Source organism: Enterococcus sp. CR-Ec1 (assembly GCF_002850555.1).
GTDB lineage: Bacteria > Bacillota > Bacilli > Lactobacillales > Enterococcaceae > Enterococcus_D > Enterococcus_D entomosocium.
This window is the reverse complement of record NZ_CP025223.1, coordinates 3,269,564-3,288,324: the sequence shown is the minus strand read 5'-3', so window position 1 is coordinate 3,288,324 and position 18,761 is coordinate 3,269,564. Positions and strand designations below refer to the sequence as shown.

Annotated in this window: 19 protein-coding genes and 1 other annotated feature; of the genes, 12 read left to right on the top strand and 7 right to left on the bottom strand. The window is 42.3% G+C overall.

Translation table 11 applies throughout. The features are described 5' to 3' along the window. Position 1: 1 nt before the first annotated feature. On the bottom strand, positions 2 to 1,945 hold the full coding sequence (locus CXM95_RS15620; protein ID WP_016612940.1) for a BglG family transcription antiterminator: 1,944 nt from the start codon (positions 1,943 to 1,945) through the stop codon (positions 2 to 4). A gap of 555 nt (positions 1,946 to 2,500) precedes the next feature. On the opposite strand from CXM95_RS15620, the gene CXM95_RS15610 reads away from it, so the two are divergent. The 6 genes from CXM95_RS15610 (at position 2,501) to CXM95_RS15585 (ending at position 7,403) form a co-directional block, all read left to right on the top strand. Next, a complete protein-coding gene (locus CXM95_RS15610) occupies positions 2,501 to 3,685 on the top strand; it encodes an FtsW/RodA/SpoVE family cell cycle protein (RefSeq protein WP_034872154.1) in 1,185 nt (394 codons plus the stop codon). A 9-nt stretch (positions 3,686 to 3,694) separates the two neighbouring features. Further along, positions 3,695 to 4,072, top strand: a complete 378-nt coding sequence (locus tag CXM95_RS15605) for an arsenate reductase family protein (RefSeq protein ID WP_005233612.1) — start codon at positions 3,695 to 3,697, stop codon at positions 4,070 to 4,072. Beyond that, complete coding sequence (locus tag CXM95_RS15600; protein WP_010749086.1) at positions 4,054 to 4,392, top strand: glycine cleavage system protein H; 339 nt, start codon at positions 4,054 to 4,056, stop codon at positions 4,390 to 4,392. The genes CXM95_RS15605 and CXM95_RS15600 overlap by 19 nt, the downstream gene beginning before the upstream one ends. A gap of 77 nt (positions 4,393 to 4,469) precedes the next feature. Then, positions 4,470 to 4,719 (top strand) — a binding site (T-box leader). A 71-nt stretch (positions 4,720 to 4,790) separates the two neighbouring features. After that, a complete protein-coding gene (locus CXM95_RS15595; RefSeq protein WP_008379383.1) occupies positions 4,791 to 5,825 on the top strand; it encodes a methionine ABC transporter ATP-binding protein in 1,035 nt (344 codons plus the stop codon). After that, complete coding sequence (locus CXM95_RS15590) at positions 5,818 to 6,504, top strand: methionine ABC transporter permease (protein ID WP_005233617.1); 687 nt, start codon at positions 5,818 to 5,820, stop codon at positions 6,502 to 6,504. The genes CXM95_RS15595 and CXM95_RS15590 overlap by 8 nt, the downstream gene beginning before the upstream one ends. 44 nt (positions 6,505 to 6,548) lie before the next feature. Then, positions 6,549 to 7,403 carry a MetQ/NlpA family ABC transporter substrate-binding protein gene (locus CXM95_RS15585; RefSeq protein ID WP_010749087.1) on the top strand — a complete coding sequence of 285 codons (855 nt, stop codon included), beginning with the start codon at positions 6,549 to 6,551 and terminating at the stop codon, positions 7,401 to 7,403. 38 nt (positions 7,404 to 7,441) lie between these two features. Here CXM95_RS15585 and CXM95_RS15580 read toward each other — a convergent pair whose 3' ends face one another. The 3 genes from CXM95_RS15580 to CXM95_RS15570 form a co-directional block, all read right to left on the bottom strand. Then, entirely contained in the window at positions 7,442 to 8,494 is a 1,053-nt protein-coding gene (locus tag CXM95_RS15580; RefSeq protein WP_016612937.1) for a helix-turn-helix domain-containing protein, read from the bottom strand. Between the two features lie 243 nt (positions 8,495 to 8,737). Next, positions 8,738 to 9,055: a DUF960 domain-containing protein gene (locus CXM95_RS15575; protein ID WP_005233624.1), complete on the bottom strand. Its 318-nt coding sequence runs from the start codon at positions 9,053 to 9,055 to the stop codon at positions 8,738 to 8,740. A gap of 318 nt (positions 9,056 to 9,373) precedes the next feature. Continuing rightward, entirely contained in the window at positions 9,374 to 9,988 is a 615-nt protein-coding gene (locus CXM95_RS15570; RefSeq protein ID WP_005227923.1) for a 50S ribosomal protein L25/general stress protein Ctc, read from the bottom strand. 300 nt (positions 9,989 to 10,288) lie between these two features. Here CXM95_RS15570 and CXM95_RS15565 point away from each other — a divergent pair, with 300 nt between their 5' ends. The 3 genes from CXM95_RS15565 (at position 10,289) to udk (ending at position 12,410) form a co-directional block, all read left to right on the top strand. Continuing rightward, positions 10,289 to 11,005, top strand: a complete 717-nt coding sequence (locus CXM95_RS15565) for a 16S rRNA pseudouridine(516) synthase (RefSeq protein WP_016612935.1) — start codon at positions 10,289 to 10,291, stop codon at positions 11,003 to 11,005. Positions 11,006 to 11,019: 14 nt separating this feature from the next. After that, entirely contained in the window at positions 11,020 to 11,703 is a 684-nt protein-coding gene (locus CXM95_RS15560) for a YjjG family noncanonical pyrimidine nucleotidase (protein ID WP_016612934.1), read from the top strand. 83 nt (positions 11,704 to 11,786) lie between these two features. Next, entirely contained in the window at positions 11,787 to 12,410 is a 624-nt protein-coding gene (gene udk, locus CXM95_RS15555; protein ID WP_005227927.1) for a uridine kinase, read from the top strand. Between the two features lie 351 nt (positions 12,411 to 12,761). Here the strand turns inward: udk and CXM95_RS15545 are convergent, their stop codons facing one another. Genes CXM95_RS15545 through CXM95_RS15535 form a run of 3 tightly spaced genes read right to left on the bottom strand, consistent with a single transcriptional unit; the run spans position 12,762 to position 15,241 of the window. After that, complete coding sequence (locus tag CXM95_RS15545; protein ID WP_016612933.1) at positions 12,762 to 13,235, bottom strand: GNAT family N-acetyltransferase; 474 nt, start codon at positions 13,233 to 13,235, stop codon at positions 12,762 to 12,764. Between the two features lie 11 nt (positions 13,236 to 13,246). Beyond that, positions 13,247 to 14,563, bottom strand: a complete 1,317-nt coding sequence (locus CXM95_RS15540) for a sensor histidine kinase (protein ID WP_005233642.1) — start codon at positions 14,561 to 14,563, stop codon at positions 13,247 to 13,249. A 3-nt stretch (positions 14,564 to 14,566) separates the two neighbouring features. Further along, the gene (locus CXM95_RS15535) at positions 14,567 to 15,241 is read right to left on the bottom strand and encodes a response regulator transcription factor (protein WP_005233644.1); all 675 of its coding nucleotides are present in this window, start codon (positions 15,239 to 15,241) and stop codon (positions 14,567 to 14,569) included. 131 nt (positions 15,242 to 15,372) lie between these two features. Between CXM95_RS15535 and CXM95_RS15530 the strand changes: the two genes are divergently transcribed. Genes CXM95_RS15530 through CXM95_RS15520 form a run of 3 tightly spaced genes read left to right on the top strand, consistent with a single transcriptional unit; the run spans position 15,373 to position 18,634 of the window. After that, the gene (locus CXM95_RS15530) at positions 15,373 to 16,095 is read left to right on the top strand and encodes a polyphosphate polymerase domain-containing protein (RefSeq protein ID WP_005233646.1); all 723 of its coding nucleotides are present in this window, start codon (positions 15,373 to 15,375) and stop codon (positions 16,093 to 16,095) included. Beyond that, the gene (locus CXM95_RS15525; protein WP_101699369.1) at positions 16,085 to 16,762 is read left to right on the top strand and encodes a DUF4956 domain-containing protein; all 678 of its coding nucleotides are present in this window, start codon (positions 16,085 to 16,087) and stop codon (positions 16,760 to 16,762) included. Before CXM95_RS15530 ends, CXM95_RS15525 begins: the two co-directional genes overlap by 11 nt. Before the next feature lie 15 nt (positions 16,763 to 16,777). Further along, entirely contained in the window at positions 16,778 to 18,634 is a 1,857-nt protein-coding gene (locus CXM95_RS15520; protein ID WP_101699368.1) for a carbohydrate-binding domain-containing protein, read from the top strand. The last annotated feature ends 127 nt before the right edge of the window (positions 18,635 to 18,761 follow it).

Sequence of the window (18,761 nt, the reverse complement as noted above, 5' to 3'; positions counted from 1 at the left end):
ATCAATTTCCTCCTCTTAACAATCTTTGATACAGTTCTTCTTGCGTTTGACTATTAACGATCCATTGAATTTCTTCGGCTGAGTTGAACAATCCGTAAATCGAAGCGATCAACTCTTTTGCCTCGATCATGTTTTCTTCAGCAATCGCAAGCAAAACAATCAGTTGGATTTTTGTGTCTCCCCAAGTAATTGGCGCATCGAGGGTGAGAAAAGCAAGTTTTGTTTCTTTCACTGTATATGGATCAGCATGTGGAATGGCTACTCCTGTCTTTAAGCCCGTGCTTCCTAGTTCCTCTCGTTCAAATAGAGAATGCTTAAATTTCGTTGTAACAAGCTTTTTTTTCAGATAATCATCTGCTAAAAAATCCAGTACATCTTTTTTTGTTCGAAACTTTTTTTTGACAAAAAGGAAAGTAGGATCTAAATATTTTTGTAATAAAGTCGTTTTCTGGTATTTTTTTGAGTAAAAATTTTTCTCATTCTCATTAAGATTAGATATCTTTGCTGAGATTCTTCCTATTTCTTCGGTAGTAGGAAGCGGCGAAATATAAATAACTGGTAGTGCTGTAATGTCCAATGGAATAGTTGATATAATCAAATCAACAGTCTCAAGAGATGTACTGACCAGTTTACTCAAAGGAATGATCTCCAGTACGGTATCAGCAGCGATCGTCTGTTTGATACGGTTAAAAATCAACTCCGATGTAGCAAAACCAGATTGGCAAACAATTAGTATATGGTTAGTAATTTTTATCTTTTCAAAGGCTAGCTGAAAATGGATCGTCAGAAAAGAAACTTCGTCTTCTGTTAATAAGATTTGAAATCGCTCCTCTAAATCTCCAATTGCATATTTGGTCAATGTATACATTGTTGAGTATTGTTTTTTGATACTTTTTATCAGTGGGTTTTTCAATAAAATTCCTGTCTTTGATCGATGGATCATGGGAACGATATGAGCCAATAATGTTTGCAGCAATAATTTATCTTGTGTCAGATCTGCGTTTAACATATGTGACATTTTTTGAATAATTTGTTTCGTACAATTTGTGATAGTAGATTCGTGAGGCTCATCCATTTGACCAAAAGGTTCGATGCCGTGTGCTAATAACAAGGAACATACATATTGAATATCTGTATCACTAAATTGAACAGGTAGTTGCTGTTGGATCATTTCAGAAAAATCAACCGCGATCATATAGAATTTCATTCGTCTAAGTTCGTCAAATACTAGATGCTCTTGTTTTTCAATGTGTTTATCTATAAGAAGTCTTGAAAGAAAAATTCGCAATGAAAGCTTCAAGGATTCAATAGAATAATTATTGACTGGATGGCCGATTGTTTGAGTCATGTCTGAGACAAATTTCTTCGTTAAATCGAGAACCTTAGAGTCAAAGAGATTGTTGACCAAAAGATTTTCACTGGCTTTGGCGTCGGTATACTTCTCTAAAAAAGATTTGAATACGTTTTGAGCAGCAGATTCAACTGAGGTTAGCTTGAGTCCGCTAGTAGTCATTTTTGTTGATACTTGATGGAATCGACAGAAAGCAACGATTTCATCAACATCTTTCTTTATTGACTGGTTGCTAATATAAAAATATTCAGAGAATTCCTGATAATGCATTGGTTTTACTGAAAACAGATAGTTAGCGAAAATAAAGATTTTACGATAATTAGGTGAAAATAGTTCGAGTTTAGTCTCTTTTTTTGCTAACAATCGATAACCATTCTGTTTTGCTGATTCAGAACCAGATAAAAAGATTCCTTTTCTTGGTACTTTTTTGATAGCTAGTCCCGAATCTTTTAGTTTCTTTTCTAAAGTCGTTAAATTGTTATAAACCGTTTTTTGGGATACATTTAACTGCTTTTGAAAAAAAGAGGCAGGGCGAAACTCCGTTTGTTCTAATAGTAGTTGCAACAGTAGTTGTTCTCGATTATTTAAAATCATTGGTTCACCTCCGGAAGCGCTTCCTTAATTGTATTCTAGTGAAATTATGTGGTGGCGTAAATAACATTTCATTACCACATTAATGTGGTAAATAGGCTCGTCGTGCATCAATTTATATTCTGAGCAACTTAAGGGAAGTAGTCACAGGTTGCTATTTCTTTGAAACGAAAATAAGGTGGCAATTTTTGACTGATTTAAAGTTGCTTTGTTCGGTTACATTGAGTAAAGAATAATTAAAATAAAGAAGAATACTTAGAATAAGATATTTTATTAAGTAAGGAGAATAGACGAATTCAGCGAGTTTTCATTGAAAAGTATGTCGCTGAACTTCCTATCTAGTACATATACGATCGTTTTACTCTGATTGATCAGATATGCATCAGAATATAGCCCTTCTTTCATTGTAATTCTAAACAATTTCGGATTGTTTTTAACCCTCTTTTCCCGAAAATCATTAAAGTTTCTAAATTTTTTGTGAATGCTCGTGGACAATCCTTTCTTTTCTCCTCAAATATCACTATAATGGATAAAGATTCTACAGAAGAGAGTGTGGACATGGAAAATTCACGAATAAAAACGAACGATAATCGAATTGATTACGGTGTGATTCTACCCGTATTTTTATTATGTCTGATTGGTGTGGCGTCCTTGTATGTGGCGTTGACCCACGATCCAAATAACCCGAATATGTTGCGAACGTTAGGGTTTCAAGCTTTATGGTATGTGCTAGGTATTATTGCGGTGATTATTATCATGCAGATCAAATCAAAATGGCTTTGGAAATTGACTCCCTATATTTATGGAGCCGGATTAGCCGTCATGTTGGCGCTTTTGAAATTTTACGACCGGACAATGGCTGCCTCGACAGGGTCAAAAAACTGGTTCCGTTTTGGGGCCTTTACTCTCCAGCCGTCAGAGTTGATGAAGATCGCCTATATTATGATGTTGGCCTTAGTCGTCACACAGCACAATGTCAAGCATCGGGAACGAGATCTGAAAACAGATGGGTTGCTGATTGCGAAAATGTTGGCCGTCACGATTCCAGTACTGATCCTGATCACCTTGCAAAACGACTTTGGTACGATGTTGGTCTTTCTGGCGATTTTCGGTGGGGTCTTCTTGATGTCGGGGATCTCTTGGCGAATCGTTGTGCCAGTGATTGCGGCATTCGTGATTCTCGGCGGCGGAACGATTTTCTTAGTGACTACCGATGTTGGTCGTGAGTTGCTGTACAATACAGGGATCTTTAAAGAGTACCAGTTTGCCCGTATCGATTCGTGGCTAGATCCTTTTCATGATACCCAAGGGCAATCCTTCCAATTGGCGTACGCTCTGATGGCGATCGCCTCTGGCGGGATGTTCGGGAAAGGATTTAATGTCAGCGATGTGTATGTACCAGTCCGAGAATCTGATATGATTTTTTCGGTGATCGGTGAGAATTTTGGGTTTATTGGCAGCGCGTTTGTCATTTTATTGTATTTTATTTTGATCTATCGGATGATCCGCGTATGTTTCGATACCAACAATGAATTTTATGCTTACTTGGCAACTGGGATCATTATGATGATTCTCTTCCATGTGTTTGAAAACATTGGCGCAAACATCGGTCTCTTACCGTTGACGGGAATTCCACTGCCGTTTATTAGCCAAGGAGGATCTGCCCTATTAAGCAATATGATTGGGATCGGTTTGATTTTATCGATGCGCTATCAAGCTGAGACCGCACCAAAAACACTTTAAGGAGTTCACATGATTACATTTTATTGGTACCCAAAATGCAGTACATGCCGAAATGCGAAGCGTTGGTTAGAAGAGCACGAGATTCCCTTTGAAGCGATCGATATGGTGACCACACCGCCTCAACCGGAACAATTGCTGGCTTGGATCCAATCAAGCGAAGCACCGTTAACCCGTTTCTTTAACACAAGCGGCATGAAATACCGTGAATTGCAATTAAAAGAAAAAGTGCCGACCATGACTGCCCAAGACGCAGCCGACGTGCTGGCAACCGATGGTATGTTGATCAAGCGCCCACTGCTAGTTAGCGGCGACCGCTTTTTGATTAATGGATTTAAAGAAAATGAATATGAAGGAGTCTTACTAGAATCATGGAAAAGAAATGCTTAAGAAAAAAAGATAATTTGTGGGTTTTGTTTAACGGGAAAGAATATTGTGTCGGTTTAACAAAAGAAGCGCAAGAAGAACTTGGTGCGGTCACGTTTGCTTCGATTCAAAAAGCAGGAACTGCTTTAAAACAAGGAGAGACCCTTGTTGAGCTGGAAGCGGAAAAAGCAGTCAGTGAATTTCCAAGTCCATTGACGGGTGTGATTTCTTCCGTAAATGAAAAAATCGATCAATCCATTGATACCTTAAATGATGAAGACGAAATGAATGCTTGGCTGGTCAGCTTCAAAGAGGTTGACCCAAGTCAATTTGAAGCTTTGTAAGTCAGATCTGTAAAAACGACTATTTTTTCAAAAAGAATTGACAGTCGGATAAGACGTTGCTATAATTTGCTCAATAAATGAATGCTTTGAAAAGAAGAGTACATGTTCTTAACGTACACAGAGAGCCCTGTTTGGTGCAAATGGGCAACGGAGAGAGGATGGAAGATGGTCTTTGAGCATGATAGGTGAGTGGAAACAAGCCTATCACGGGAGGCACCCGTTACAGTGCAGCAGTATGCGAAGCAATTCAAGTACTGAGCGAGGCTGTTGATGTGAATCGACAGTAAATCAAGGTGGTAACGCGGAAGTTGTGCTTTCGTCCTTTGTAACAGTATAATGTACAGAGGATGAAAGCTTTTTTTGTGTTTAACCAACCAAAGAGGAAAGATGGGAATAACATGGCATTAATCGAATTGTCGCATGTAAAAAAGTCATTCGGCAAAAAGCAAACGGCTGTCCACGCCGTCAATGATGTTTCACTGCAAGTGGAAAAAGGCGATATCTATGGAATCGTTGGCTACTCTGGTGCTGGGAAAAGTACATTAGTTCGTTTGTTGAACGGCTTAGAATTGCCGACAGCAGGAGATGTAGTCATTAACGGTCAAAATATTTTGGCATTGAAAAACAAAGAATTGAGAAACTTCCGTAAAAAAATCGGCATGATTTTTCAGCACTTTAATCTATTATGGTCTCGAACGGTGGCGGAGAACATCGAATTGCCATTGGAGTTGGCAGGCGTTGAAAAAGCAAAACGACGGCAACGGGCGCAAGAGCTGATCAAGTTAGTTGGGTTGGAAGGACGGGAAACTGCCTATCCGGCACAATTGTCTGGCGGACAAAAGCAAAGAGTCGGGATTGCTCGTGCATTAGCGAATGAACCAGAAATTTTGCTGTGTGATGAAGCAACGAGTGCGTTAGATCCACAAACAACAGAAGAAGTGTTGGATCTCTTGCTTTCCATCAATAAAAAATTGCATTTGACGATCGTGCTGATTACCCATGAAATGAACGTCATTCGCAAAATCTGCAACAAGGTCGCGGTGATGGAGCATGGGCAGATCGTGGAAGAAGGATCAGTACAATCGGTTTTCCGTAACCCACAGCAAGAAGTGACCAAACGTTTTGTTCAGCAAGATTTGGAACCAGAAGAAGATGTTGAAGAACTACGGCAAGCCTTCTTACGAGAAAATCCGCAAGGGCATTTAGTGACCTTGACCTTTACACAAGACAACGCCAATGAACCAGTCATTTCACAAGCGATCCGCCGCTTTCAGATCGATGTCAATGTCGTTTACGGAAAGATCCAACAAACCAATGAAGGATCCTTTGGCGGCTTGACGGTCTTATTGACAGGTGAAGCAAGTGAGGTCGAAAAAGCGATCGCCTTTTTCAAAGAGCAGCAAGTGGGCGTGGAGGTGATTGAGCGTGGATAAATCATTTGTAGAAACCTATTTTAATTTTGAAAAAGTCGACTGGACCAACATGCAGCAAGCAACTCTGGACACTTTGTTTATGACTTTTTTCTCAATGGTTTTAGTGGTTGTGATCGGTTTGCTTCTAGGATTGGCGCTTTATTCACTAGGGCGTAAACAAACGGCGGGAGCCAACATTTTCTATAATGTGGTTTCCATCATCAGTAACGCCTTTCGCTCAACGCCATTCATGATTTTGATGGTCTTGATCATTCCGTTTACAACATTATTAGTCGGTTCGTTCCTAGGGGCAAAAGCAGCGATCCCAGCATTAGTTTTATCGGCTGCGCCGTTTTATGCTCGGATGGTGGAAATTGCTTTTCGTGAAGTCAATCCTGGTGTGATTGAAGCCGCCGAAGCGATGGGCGCCAGTTACTGGGAGATCATTTATAAGATCGTGATTCCAGAAAGTGTTCCGGCATTGATTTCAGGACTGACGGTCACAACGATCTCAATGATTGGTTATACCGCCATGGCAGGTGCGATTGGTGCCGGTGGGCTAGGCGCTTTGGCTTGGCAAGAAGGATTTCAACGTGGAAATTACACTGTTACGCTTGTTGCAACAGTGATTATTTTAATTATCGTTTTCATTATCCAAGGGGTCGGCGATTTCCTTGCGAAGGCCACCGATAAACGGTAAATGAAACGAAGAACAAAAAGTGGAAAATATGGGAGGAAATGGATATGAAAAAGATTTTTGGTATTGCAACAACCTTATTGTTAACTGCCGCTTTAGCTGCTTGTGGAACAGGCTCAAATTCAGGAAGCTCTGATTCATCTGCGGCTGAGGGAGAATCAACAAAATTAGTGATCGGTGCATCGGTTACGCCTCATGCGGAAATTTTAGAACAAGCCAAACCTTTACTAGCAGAAGAAGGCATTGATCTTGAAATCAAAACCTTCGATGATTATGTGTTGCCAAACAAAGCATTGGAAAATGGCGATATCGATGCCAATTACTTCCAACACATTCCTTACTTAAACAAACAAATCGCAGACAATGGCTATGACTTTGTCAATGCTGGTGCGATTCATATCGAGCCAATGGGTCTTTACTCAAAACGAATCTCTGATATTTCAGAACTAGAAGATGGTGCAACGGTTCTTACTTCCACTTCTGAATCTGACTGGGGTCGTATCCTAACGATTTTACAAGATGCTGACTTGATCACCTTAAAAGACGGCGTTGATACAGAAACGGCAACCTTTGATGATATTGCTGAAAATCCGAAAAACTTAGAATTTAAACATGACGTCGATCCATCTCTTTTGGCGACTGCTTATCAAAACGACGAAGCAGACCTAATTGCCATCAATGCGAACTTCGCATTTGGGATCGATTTGAACCCAGCGGATGATTCTGTTTTATTAGAAGCGGATAATTCTCCTTATGTCAACGTGATTGCTGTCCGCAGTGGTGACGAAGATAGCGACAAAATCAAGAAATTGATCGAAGTGCTTCATTCAGACGAAATCAAAGACTTTGTTGAAGAACAATGGCAAGGTTCAGTGAAAATCGTTGATGCTGACGCAAAATAATTCACTGATAGTAAAATGATTTTAAAAAGAGCGTACCGCTATTCAAGTGGGCGCTCTTTTTGTTGCGGAAAGGCAATGATGGGTTGGAAGAAAGAGACGTCTTGCCAAATGCATTCATAGAGCAAGGGCAACTCGGGATGCTTCTTTAAAAGTTTTTCGTAGTGGGGAAGCTGTGTCAAGAAAACACGGACCAAGCATTGTGAACGTTCAGATAAGCGAGGATTTAATGGCGGATAGACAAATAAATTGCCCTCCAATAATGCCCCCAGCAGATGGGCTTGGAAAATTTTCGGCAAAAGAACCTCTAACGGCTGCTCGATTGGATACTGCCTCAAAACTGGGGTGATGATTTGGCATAAGAGGACAGATTCTTCTGCAGGTACATAGAAAGGCTCCAGTGTTAGAAGCTGTTTCCATAAAAACAAATAGCTGCGTTCACCGACTAAGTAGAAACTTGGAACAAAGTGTTTGGGAAAAACTTGTTGAGTAAACGTGATTGATGTGTTGGGATAAAAAGCAGTTTTCCGTAACTGATGGATTTGTGTCAGCTCCTGAAACGCTTGATTGGGGGAGATAAGCGCTGGGTTTGCTAAGAGGGTAAGGCGAAAAAGCACATAGCGCAGTTGTCGTTCGTTGCCAGTGATTAAAGGATAACTGCGGCGATCGATAGCTAGTTGATAAGGTGCTAAAAAGTTAGAAAAGGATGAAAAGCGCCGATGCAAACTGGATGGGCTGAGATAATAGCGTTTGTAGAGGTCTGCAAAGGAAATAGTCGGCATTTTTAACAAGAGCAAGAGTAGCTGATAATTTACACTTTTATTGAATAATGCAGCAATCATTTCCATATGGGGGAGGGAGCAACTGGCTGATTGCTGCAAATGACGGTCTGCACGAATGTGCCCTTGTTGTACATCATAGTGGAAGAATGGGTCCTCGTTTAAATAGCTTGACAGCAGCCGGCGGATCGTTTTGACAGAGATATTTTGGGCGGAAGCAGCTTTATTCAAAGGCAGGGGATTTTCGGTTAAAAGTGTTGTGGAGAGTCGCAGCATTTGCATAATATCTTTTTCAAGGATATTTTTCAACATCATGCACCTCTTTCAGCTAAATTTTGCAACTGTCCTTATTATAAGGGAACTTCATTCGTTATTTTCACTCGCAAAAAATAGTCAATAAAACGTAATAAAAAACGATGTTTTTGTCGAGTATTTATTTGAAATTGCTGCTAGACAGAATTAAATGAAAGGAGGTATGCAAAAAAAAACCGCCTTCTAAAATAAAAAGGGTGGTTTTTTATATAGGTGTCGTTATAAAAAGAGAATGGCGAATGGGCGTTAACGAGTCTCGCTAGGCAATAAAATCGTTTGCCGTTGCCCATCGTCATATACATAGACTTTTTGGGGATACAGGTCGGAATACCGGTACGGTAGATCAACACCAAGTTCGATTTGACTTTGGGCTTGAGAAAAAAGCAGGGTGACACGACCATGATTGTTTTGGACTTCAAAGGTGAGCAGATTTGTCAACGGAATAAACCCTTTTAAATCAAGATCAATGATTAACCATATACTATCGATCAGTTCGCTAGGTAGTGTTTGAACAATACCGCCAGAAGCGTAACGACTGCGGTGATCATCAAATGTTTCAAACATAATAAACCCCTCCTTCAAGTAGGCTTGCCATTAACATCAAATTTGTCTATTTATCATAATGAAGAACCGTCAAAAATGCAACTACTTCTGCTTTTCTTTTTGGTCAGCGACGCATTTTAACTATTTTCTTAAAAATTTGTTGGGTTGGCTGGACCAAGCTTTCCCAAAGACGTCTTTCAATGGGAAATAGTCAGTTGCAGCATACCAGCTCTTCGTAAGAATGAAAAGGACTCTTGAAGGGAAATCCCTTCAAGAGTCCTACATTTCTTAGAAGTGTCTGTTGATTGAAGACGTGGTCTTAAGAACGGTGTTCTATGATTACTCTTCGTCTTCACCGATAACTGCTGGTTCAGCAGCTTCGCCGGCTTCTTCATCTTCAGAGATTTCTTGTGGTTCAGTAACCGCAACGATTTGTTCTTCTGGATCGGTCACGATCGTGTACTCGTCGTTCTTAGGCAGATCAGCCACTGTTAATGAATCGCCGATCTCTAATGACGTCACATCGATCTCAACACGTTCAGGCAATTTGTCTGGTGTTGCTGATACAACGACTGTATACAAGTTTTGTGCTAGAACACCACCAGCTTTGACACCAGCAGATTCACCAATTAAGGTTACTTCTGCTTCTACTTCTGTTTCTTCATTCATATCGACAGATAGGAATTCAACGTGGGTTAAATTGCGTGTGAAGGTATCTGATTGATACTCTTTGATCAGTGTATTGACTTTTTTGCCTTCTAAACTGATCGTGATTACGGTATTCAATCCATTTTCACGCAAGATTTTTTCTAATTCTGCTGCATTGACAGCAATCGGTGTGCTTTCTACTTTGTACCCATTGACAATTGCAGGTACTTTTCCTTCGTGACGCAACTTGTTCCGTAAAGAACGTGGGCGAACTTCTCTTTTCGTAACTTCTAATGATACTGACATAACTCAATTCCTCCTAAAATTTTCTCGTTAGTAACGAGATTTTTTAAGCAAATTTTGTTAACTCTGCACATTAAGTGGTACGTGAGTGAAAACACGCAAAAGGGCAGTTGTGTACACAACTGCCCCAGAAAGTTTTGGTTCAACTTTTCTCCACCAGGTCATAACGCTGTGTATGAGAAACTATATTTACTTTACTCTTTAACCTTACGCAAAAAGACAAAGAAAGTCAAATCATTTGAAATCCTGGCAGTTTCCTTTCGCTAAATCCTAAGCTATAATAGCCACTATGGAGAAAAATTTATGCGTTTAGATAAAGTGATCGAGCAACAATTGAATACATCCCGGAAAGAGATGAAACGGTTGTTTCAGCAAGGAAAAGTCTTTGTGGATCATAGGATTGAGCGAAGGCCCGAGCGCAACGTCGATAGCAGCTTGCATCAAATCATGGTTGCGGGGCGGCAGTTGGAAACACAGGAACGCTATTATATCGTCAACAAGCCCAAGGGTGTCGTTACAGCCAATCTGGATCAACAGCACCAGACAGTGATCGCTTTGATTGCACCCGAAGATCAACATCCTGATCTTTATGCCGTCGGTCGATTGGATCGGGACACGGAAGGGTTGGTATTAGTTACGACGAATGGTCAGTTAGGCTATGACTTGCTGCATCCCACCAAAAAGGTGACCAAGCGATATGAAGTGGTGGTCAATGACTTGGTGACTCCTGAGGATGTGGCGGCATTTGCTGCAGGGATCACCTTTCATGGTGGTGTCACTTGCAAACCAGCTGCCCTAACGATCATCGATGCCCGAGCGGATCATTCCTTTGTTTCGTTAGAAATTGCTGAAGGCAAGTTCCATCAAGTGAAAAAGATGTTTTTATCCCGAGGGAAAAAAGTCATTCAGCTGAAACGAACAGCGATGGGTTCGCTGGTTCTACCAGATGATTTAGCAGTGGGCAGTTATCGCTCGCTGACGCAAGAAGAATTAAAAGGACTGGCGGCGCATTTCCGCTGAGAAAGAGGGAGAAAATGAAGTATAAAACATTATTATTTGATGTCGATGACACGATCCTCGACTTTCAAGATACCGAAGATCAAGCCTTAAAAGCACTGTTTGAAGCTCATGGCTTGGAAATGACTCCAGAGCGCAAACAAAGCTATCAAACGATCAATCATGATTTGTGGCAGCAGTTTGAGCAAGGGAAAATCACGAGAGACCAAGTCATCAATGAGCGTTTCGGCTTGTTTTTTGAAACGCAAGGCATTCAGGTCGATAGTCCAGCAGTTGAATTGGCGTACCGAGAATTTCTAAATGAAGGACATAAACTGTTAGACAACAGTGATGAGATCTTAGCGGAGTTGGCGCAGCATTTTGACCTATACGTGGTTACGAACGGGGTTTCTGAAACCCAGTACCGTCGCTTGGAAGATGCCAAATTGAAGCCCTATTTCCGTGATATTTTTGTTTCAGAAGACACGGGTTATCAAAAACCAATGAAAGAATATTTTGACTACGTGTTTGCCCGCATACCAAACGTTAAAAAACAAGAAACAGTCATTATTGGCGATTCACTGACTTCAGATATCTTAGGCGGACAATTGGCAGGGATCGACACGATTTGGTTTAATCCAAAGAAAAAAAACAGTGGTGAGATTCAGCCTACCTTTGAGATCGAACGCTTGCAGCAATTACTTCCTTTATTGCAGCACTGATTCTACAGAAACAGTAGTAATTTGCCGAATTTTCGCTATAATAGAACCAGTGTGAATTTTTTAAGATGAAAGAGGTTAATTGAATGACGAATGGCAAGCCCATTATTATTGGTGTGACAGGTGGATCAGGTAGTGGAAAAACAAGCGTGAGTCGGGCGATCTTTAATCATTTCCCCAACCATTCTATTATGATGCTTGAACAAGACTCCTACTATAAAGACCAAAGTGATCTGAGCTTTGAAGAACGGTTGAACACCAACTATGACCATCCTTTTGCATTTGATACTGATTTGTTGATCGATCACTTGCAGCAGCTGCTTGCATATCAAACGATCGAAAAACCTGTCTATGATTATGTCGCTCATACCCGCAGCGAAGCAACGATCATTCAAGAACCCAAAGAAGTCATTATCTTGGAAGGGATCTTGATTTTAGAAGATGAACGTTTGCGTAATTTAATGGATATTAAACTTTATGTTGATACAGATGATGATATTCGCATCATTCGCCGGATCAAACGTGATATGGAAGAGCGTGGCCGGACGTTGGATTCTGTGATCGAACAATACTTGACGGTCGTAAAACCGATGTATCATCAATTTATCGAACCGACAAAACGGTATGCTGATGTCATCGTACCAGAAGGCGGCGAAAACCACGTAGCCATTGATTTGATTACGACCAAAGTGGCAACCTTCTTATCCTAAGGTTTCTTGAATCCATCGATTTGAACGTTTCTTTTGAGAAGAAACAACTGGTTCATGTAAAACTGCTGATAAGTGCTCTTTCTTGAAAGATGTTTATCCGCAGTTTTTGATTTTATAAAAAAAAACAGTAGTATTCCGACTAATTTTATGGTAAAGTAATCCTCATGCGACGAGTCGAGAAGGTCTAGCATTAGCTGACCAGATTGATAGCAGAGGCACACCGCGTAAGCAACCTACCGGATTTGTAGGGTGTCGGAATATTCCTTTTGTGGAGATAGGGTATTCTACTAGCAATAGTACTGTGAGTGAAAAAAGCTGTGAACAATTTTGTTCACAGCTTTTTTTGTTTATTTACGTGAGAGAACAGCGATAGATGGTGGAAGACTCTCCCCAAGGGTGGTAGCCAGTGCCGATCGGTTCGAAAGCAAACTGCTCATAAAAAGTAGAAAGATCCGTACATAGATACAGAGAATCAAAACCAGCTCCAGCAGCGCGCTGTTTAGCTGTTTCGATCAAAAGGCGGGCACCGCCTTGGCCACGCCACAAAGGGTCCACATACAAGGCGCAAAGCCAAGGCGTCAAATCCATCCGACTGATGAAGTCGTTGGGGATCAAGCCGCCGCAGCCGATGATTTGATAAGGTCCGTCTGCTGCGATTTCTTCGTTGACCAGCAGTAGCCATTGCGGCAAAATGCTTGTTGAAAAACTATGGGTCAGGCTGTCTTCATAAACCATGAGGGAATCGGGGCCAGCCCACTGTTTTTGGAAGTAACGGATCGCTTCTGCTAAGTATTCAGGGTGTTCTTTAAGGGTGATGACCTGCATTTTTTTCTCCTTTATCCTTCTTTAGGTAAGCGAATCTGAAAAATAACCCCTCGTGGCTGCAGATCTTTGACCAGAATTTGTCCTTTGTGCTCTTCGACGATTTGCTTGGCGATCGCTAAGCCTAAACCATAGCCGCCGGTCTCCTTGGAGCGAGAACGATCCTCGCGGTAGAAGCGGTCAAAGATGCGAGCTTTCTCTTCATCGGAAATAGTTGGTCCCGTGTTTTTGACCTCGATCAGCCATTGCTTGTTAGAAATCTCCGATAAGAGCGTAATTTTATCACCACTGCTGGTATATTTTAAGGCATTATCTAGGAGAATCACGAGGACTTGATGAATTTTCTTTTGATCAAAGCAAGCGGTCGTTTTGGCAAAATTTTCGACAATAAAATGTTTTTGATCCAGTTCGGCAATTTCTTTGAAAGGTTTGACTAAGTCATCGATAAACGGAACTAATTCGACGGTTTCTTTCGTTAACAGCAGTTGATTGGAATCACTGCGGGCAATCGTTAGTAGATCAGCCGTTAATCCAGTTAGCCGTCGGGTTTCCGCTAACGCTTGTGCAATGCTTTCAGATTCTTCAATGATCGTATGATTGGGCTTGGTAAACAGGCGCTCCAGACTATTTTGAATGATCGTCAATGGTGTGCGCAGCTCGTGAGAAGCATTTTCGACAAATTCTTGTTGTTTCTTCCACGAGGCTAAAATTGGGCGCATGTTCAAGCTGGAAAGCAAGTAGCTGATCCCGATCGAGAGAATCCAGAAAAAAATCATCGATAAAATCAAGATGGTTTGGAAATTGTTCATGGCATTTTTGATTTGATTGGTGTTCGCTAAGACTTGGATATAGCCGACCCCGGCGTCATTGGTTGGGGCTTTGGTGGTGATTGAGCGAAACAAAAGTGTCTCTTCTTCCTCTGACAAGGACTGATCCACCACTGAAAAAGACGTGATACTGTCTAAATGGCTCGTATCTAAAGATAGACTTGCCAATTGTGAAAAACGGCCGCCTAAAGTCTGTTTGTTTAAAATCTCGCCGTCCTCAGACCAGAGGATCAACTGGGTGTTGAAGCGATTGGTACCAGGGATCTTCGGCATTGCACTATCTGGTGGCAATACCTCTAGATTGGATTGCGAAGCGCTGATCTCAGCTTGGATCAAGCGGGTATCTTTGACTGCTTGTTCCAAAGAAATATCGGTTTGACGATAAGCCGATTGGTTGAATAATTGGAGCACGATCGTTCCTAAAAGTAAGAAGACCAAAGCAAAGGCACTGACATTTAGGAGAAAGGAGTGCAGCCGTTGTCTCTTAGAGCGTTCTTTATTCATAGACTAGGCTCCTTGCATAATATAGCCGACATTTCGCAACGTACGGATCTCTTTGTCGATTCCTGTCTGGCGCAAGTGTTTTCGCAGATTGCTCATGTAGACTTCTACGACAGTCAGGGTCGTTTCTGAATCGAACCCCCAGATGCGATCAAAAATCTGTTCCTTGGTCAAAATAATGTTTCTATTTTGTAGAAAATAGAGCAGTAGCTCAAATTCTTTCCCTTGAATCGGTAAAAGCTCCCCTTGATAGCTGACCTCGTTGGTGCCAAGGTTACAGAGCAACCCGTTATATTCCAGTGTATTTTCATTGAACAAACCTAAGGAGCGTTTTAGCAACGCTTTGATCCGCATCAATAATTCTTCCCGATAAAAAGGCTTGGTCAAATAATCATCAGCCCCTTTTTGAAAGCCGGTTACTTTGTCTTCTAAGCCGTCTTTGGCTGTTAAAATCAGGACGGGTGTTTGGAGTCCTTTTTTTCGTAATGCTGAAAGCACCTCATAGCCGTTCATCTCAGGCATCATCAAGTCAAGAATAATCAAGTCATAGATCCCCGTTTCCGCCTCGTACAAGCCTTCACTGCCATCATATGCTTGCGTGACTTCACCGATTTCGCTGACGATCTCTTTCATATTTTCAGATAATGTTTTGTCATCTTCGATTACTAATAATTTAATCATGTTCCCACCTCTTTAAGGATAAGAATAGCACGAATAGCATAAAAAATGCTTAAAAAAACTGTTTTGTCTTAAGCTGCATTTAAGATAGCTGCCGTAAATTCAGTGCATGGATTTCAAGGGAGGAACATTTTATGAAATTAAAAAAAGTCTTTCAAAGAAAAGAGACGAAATATCTATTGACTAAGGAGCAATTTCCAGCATTTCTTGGCGAGTTGCAGCAAAAAATGGCGATCGATGAATATGGGCAACACACGATTATGTCCTTGTATTATGATACCCAGGATTACCGCTTTATTCGTCATTCGATGGACAAACCGAAATACAAAGAAAAATTTCGGGTCCGCAGCTATGGGGTACCGACAGAGCAACAGTTGATTTTTTTAGAGATCAAGAAGAAAGTCAGTGGCGTGGTCTACAAACGCCGCGTTCCGATGCCCTATGCTGACTATTGCCGCTGGTTGCAAACGGGGGTCTTGCCGTCAATGGAGGAAGCCCCGCAAATCGCTGCGGAGATCCACTGGTTATTTAAGAAAAACCCGGACCTGCTACCAAAAGTCTTGATTGCCTATGATCGCCTGTCGCTGTTTGTTGATGATGATAGTGAATTTCGCGTGACGTTCGATCAAAACATTCGCTTTCGCACCTGCGATCTCATGTTAGGTTCCGGTAGTGACGGTGCACTAGTAGCACCGGAAGTCGGAGTGTTGATGGAAGTCAAAGCCCTCGGCTCTTATCCAATATGGTTTGTGGAACTGCTGAACAAATACAGTGTGCGCAAAGGCAGCTTTTCAAAATATGCCCAAACCTATCAACGGCATTTATTCAAGAAGGAGGAACGGTTACATGTTATCTAGTCTATTTTCTGGCGATACGAGCACCCTTGAATGGAGTAGCTTATTGAGCTGTATCGCCGCCTCATTGCTTTTAGGATTATTAGTGGCAGCGATCCATATGATCCGCAATGTCTATACGAAAAACTTCGTCATTACCTTGGCAGTCTTACCGATTCTCGTTCAATCGGTGATCATGCTAGTCAACGGCAATCTTGGCACAGGGGTGGCGATCTTAGGTGCCTTCAGTTTGATTCGTTTCCGCTCGGTTCCCGGGGGTTCTAGAGAGATTACCAGCGTCTTTTGGTCGATGGGGATCGGTCTGGCAACTGGGATGGGGTATGTCGGCTATGTTGTCATTTTTTCCATTATCGTGGCGCTTTTCTTGACCCTTTTATATACGATGCCCTTTGGCGATCGACAAGCCACGAGTGAACGGGAACTGAAGGTCACGATTCCGGAAGATTTGGATTATCCACAATTATTCGATGATCTCTTTGAAAAATATACGCATTCTGCCAAACTGACATCGGTTCGAACGACGACGATGGGAAGCTTGTATGAATTGCGCTATCAGTTGCTGTTAAAAGACCAAGCGCAAGAAAAGCAAATCATTGATGAAGTTCGGGTTCGTAATGGCAATTTACCTGTTGTTTTAGGCAAGCTCACCGCTAACCGCGATGAGCTGTAGAAGGAGGAACCTTTTATGAAAAAACTCATTTATCCACTCTTGCTCTCATCGCTGCTCTTAGGCGCTTGCGGGCAAACCGATAGTACTAGCACGAGCAGCAGTTCCAGTTCCGCAGCAGCAGTTTCCGGTTCTGCCGCAGTGACCAACGTTTCAACGACCCTTGATGATTCTGTGGACTATTACGGTAGTTACGAAGAAGAAGATGTTGATGCTTCCTACGATGAGGCAACTGCTACGCAACTTGAATTGAATGGCAGCGACACGACGGCTGTTGATGGCGTTTCAGTGGAAGACCAAACCGTGACGATCACCCAAGCCGGCACCTATGTCGTCAGCGGGTCGTTAAGTAATGGCCAACTGGTTGTCAACGTCAACAAAGAAGAAAAAGTCCATCTGATCTTTGCCGGTGTCACGATCACCAATGAAGACGGGGCGGCCGTCGTCATCGAACAAGCAGAAAAAGTCATCACGACCTTAGCCAGTGATACGACAAATACTCTGACGGATGGCAGCAGCTACACCTTGGCTGAAGGCGAGACAGAACCAGATGCTGCCTTTTATAGTAAAGAAGATTTGTCCATCAACGGCGATGGGACGTTGGTGATCACAGGAAATTACAGCAACGGATTGCGCAGCAAAGATGATTTGGTTTTAGCAGGGGGGACGATTGAAATCACAGCGAAAAACAATGCCATCAAAGGAAAAGATTCCGTGTCGATCTTGGCGGGGAACTACACACTGAACACCACTGAAGGAGATGGCATCCAAGCGAATAATACGGAAGATGCGGAAAAAGGCTACGTTGCGATTGATGGTGGTACCTTTACGATCCAAAGTGGTCGTGACGGGATCCAAGCAGAAACAAATTTAAGCATCCAATCAGCTGATATCACGATCAAAACGGCTGACGGAGCCCAAAGTCAGTCGCTAGTGACGGATGAAAGTTACAAAGGATTGAAAGCTGGCGGTGTGATGACCATCAGCAGCGGCACCTTTGCGATCGATAGTGCGGATGATAGCTTGCATGCCAATGATACGATCAACATTGCAGGTGGCACGATCACTGCCAGCAGTGGCGATGATGGGATCCACGCCGACAATGAATTGACGATCTCCGACGGAACGATTTCTATCGAAGAATCCTATGAAGGATTAGAAGCAAGTGTAATCACGATTGCAGGTGGCACGACACACGTCGTGGCTAGCGATGATGGGATCAATGCCGGTGGTGGCAGTGATACGGATGAAACAACGGGACAATTTGGTCAAGACAGTTTTGGCGGCGGCCCTGGCGGCGGCGATACCGCGGATGACAGTAAACAGATCACGATCACTGGTGGAACGTTGGTCATTGATGCCGAAGGGGATGGCCTGGATAGTAATGGCAATGTCACCATGAGTGATGGCGTCGTCATCGTAAATGGTCCAACGACCGGTGGCAATGGTGCTTTGGACTATAACGGCACATTTGAACTCACCGGCGGCGTCTTGTTAGCGGCAGGCACGACCGATATGGCCATGAACGTTAGCGGTGGTAGTCAACAGTCGATCGGAATCAGTTTCGATCAAACCCAATCAGCCGAGACCCTAGTGACCTTAAAGGACAGTCAAGGTCAGACGATCTTGTCCTATGCCCCAAGCAAAAGCTACCAACACGTGGTTCTTTCCAGCCCAGATTTGACCGATAGCAGCTATACGTTGGTCAGTGGTGGGACGAATGATGCACAAGCAGTCTCCGGTTATTATGCTGGCGGAACCCTCAGTGATGGGACAGAGTTAGGAACATTGTCCGTCACGGATACTATCGCTAACTTGACCCAATCAGGTGCAACAGCGACAACCAATCAGATGGGCGGTGGTTTTGGTCGTTAGTTGAAGTTTCACCGATCATCACCAAATGGTTATCAATAAATCGAACAGATCGCAGGCAGCCGTTGCGGTCTGTTTCTATGATTCAAAAAATCAGGAGACGGTTTAAGGTCAATTTAAGCTAGGATCC